This is a genomic window from Gordonibacter sp., assembly GCF_036667095.1.
GTDB lineage: Bacteria > Actinomycetota > Coriobacteriia > Coriobacteriales > Eggerthellaceae > Gordonibacter.
On the sequence record NZ_JAVWUP010000297.1, the window covers coordinates 1 to 2,426 of the forward strand.

The following is a 2,426-nucleotide window of genomic DNA, read 5'->3' on the forward strand; positions in this document are numbered from 1 at the left end:
AGATCACTCACGCGAGTGAGTAGTTTTTACAACCTTGCCGTCTGAACAGTTACCGGGCTGCGGTTACTGTTCACGGGGCAGCCAGCTAGGCAAGGGCGCCGAAATCTCTAGGCTGTAGGCATTGCTCTGTCGAAAACGACATTCGTTTCGGCGAAGACATCCTTGCCGAGCGTGCGCATGTCGTTAATCTTGCCTATCGCATCGCAGATATACGAGAGGGACTCGAAGCTCCTGAACACGATCGCCTGGTGCATCTTGCGCTTGAACACGCGGGCGAGCCGCTCGCACAGTGAGTTGTCGGGCGGCACCTGCATGTCATGCAAGAACCGCAGCTCGCTTTCCCGGTAGCTCTGCAACCGCACAGAGAGGTTGTATCCGTCCCGGCAGTACTTCGTCGGCGGGTTGTTTTTGTACTCTGTTGTTGCAAGTTCAAGATGCTCATCGTATCGCCGCTCGAATTCTGCAATGGCATCGGGGTCGGGTACCGTCTCGGGCGGCTGCTGTTTTCGCCAGTGCAGCATCTCGCGGATCAGATCGAGCATCCCTGTGTTCCATGTCAGATCGGGCTCGTTTTGCACGGAGCCGGTCAGATACCGGATGTTGTGCTGCATACACTCTTGATGGGTGAGTCCGTAGGAATAAAACGTCTTATCATGGTCGTGGACGGCGCATCCGACGTAGTTCTCGAGCGGCGTGCCCTTGATGCCTTTATGGCCCTTCGACTCGCGTGCGAGCATCATCGTGCGCGAGCCGCCCGCAAGGATCAAGACCTGCTTGTTTTGGCCCCCAACGTTCGCCCCGGTGAAGTCGGCGTGCATGACAGATGCCGACATGAGCGCCTGGACGGCCTGCGCCTTTTCCGCCTCGCTTTTGAGGGAGAACTCGCGGGCAAGGCCGTTTATCATGCCCGTCGAGACGTCTAGGACGCCGCCCGACGCCTCCCGCAGAAAACACTTCACCTTGCCCGCCGATGTGCAGCACTCGTTGGCGAGCAGGAAGGCCAAGGTCTTGACGGAGCCATCGTAGGTGACCTCGTCGCGAAGTCCCTGCGGAAACGGGGTATGCAATCGCGCACCGTTCGAGCGCCGCCGCCACTCCGATGCCTGGTACTCGATAACGTCGACGGCTACGTGGGCGCTGATCAAGAGCTTGGACAAGACGTTTCCCGTTCGGTAGAGATCGGGGTTGCGCTCATAGTCTTCAGGATCGGCTATATCCACGATACGGGTCGCTTTGGGGCATTTGCGGGGATGATGGGGATGTCCTGTTTGTGCGCCGGGGCGCAAACCGCTCGATGCGCGCGTGTTCGGCACCCGCTTGCGCGCAGGCCCTTGGGCAGACGAGGGTAGAGACGAGTTCTCAAAGTCCCTGTTCACCTGGGCGGTGAGCTTGGCGATCATCCCCTCGGCCTCTGCGAGCCTTTGCTCGAGTTCGCGCATGAGGCCGGCTTGCGCGCTCGATGCATCCCTGGCAGCATCAAGCGCGCACTCGGCGCGCCATGTACGCTCCTGCATGCGCTTTGTCTGCGATTCTGCCCGCCCGACCTTCTCGTTGCATTCGCGCTCGACGGTCTCAAAGACCTCGAACCAGCGCTTGCGCATCTTCGCATTCAGCCTCTCGCTGCGCCCGAGCTCGCCTTCTAAGTGCCTAGTCTTGGCAAGGTGGCGTTTTTCTGCCGCGCAGAGCTTCGACTCAAGCTCGGTATAGGCTTCTCCCGACTCAAGCTCGTCGATTCGATGCTGAAAAGCCCGTAGTTTGTACTGCAGGGCAGAGACGTGTTCGAAGTCTGCGCGGATAGTCATGCCTATCCGTTATTCTTTTCAAGCTCGATTTTCAAGCGAGAAATCTCGGCTTCCTGTTCCTTGTTCTTTTCAAGCAGCTGCTCGAAAAGAACCTTGTAATCGGGCTCGGCCTCGCGGGCCATGGCCTTTCTGACGCGGCCGTCGGTAGGGACGATCTCCCCGGTCTCGTCGTCGATGCGGCCGATGAGCGTACGCTTGGCTCTCGATTGCTTCTTCTCCTTGTCCCAATACGATTTGGACTCGTATGCATAGGTGATGCCGGATCTCTTGTCATGCTGACGGATGATTCCCATATCTCCTCCTCATAATCGTTAGGATTATTATACACCTAACGATTATAGAATGCAAGGAGAACATAGCTTGAACTGCGATTTCTTGCAAAAAGATAGGCGATGGACTCGGTATGCGTACGAACGGAATGCTGTAGCCGCAAAGCAATCCACGGATCACTTCAAACAACAACGTACGTTGCCTCGATCTGGCTGGCCCGTGAACAGTAACGGGCTGCGGTGCAGCTGCGGTGCGGCGTGCTGTGGCTGTCCTGTCGAAAAAGTTTGCTGGGCGGGGCGTCGGATGCCTGCTTTCCTCTTGCTTCGCCATGCTGCCGTCCACGCCGACCCTTCT

General features: G+C 57.8%; 2 protein-coding genes. Both read right to left on the reverse strand.

What is annotated here, in order from left to right; genetic code table 11:
* Nucleotides 1–107 precede the first annotated feature (107 nt).
* Nucleotides 108–1,802 (reverse strand): transposase, encoded by a 1,695-nt coding sequence (locus RR842_RS13915; RefSeq protein WP_332730181.1) that lies wholly within the window; start codon nt 1,800–1,802, stop codon nt 108–110.
* A gap of 2 nt (nt 1,803–1,804) precedes the next feature.
* Nucleotides 1,805–2,095, reverse strand: a complete 291-nt coding sequence (locus RR842_RS13920) for a hypothetical protein (protein WP_332521894.1) — start codon at nt 2,093–2,095, stop codon at nt 1,805–1,807.
* Nucleotides 2,096–2,426: the final 331 nt, after the last annotated feature.

Coding starts and splice junctions, on each gene's coding strand:
- RR842_RS13915 (WP_332730181.1), bottom strand. CDS start 1,802: ATGACTATCCGCGCAGACTTCGAACACGTCTCTGCCCTGCAGTACAAA.
- RR842_RS13920 (WP_332521894.1), bottom strand. CDS start 2,095: ATGGGAATCATCCGTCAGCATGACAAGAGATCCGGCATCACCTATGCA.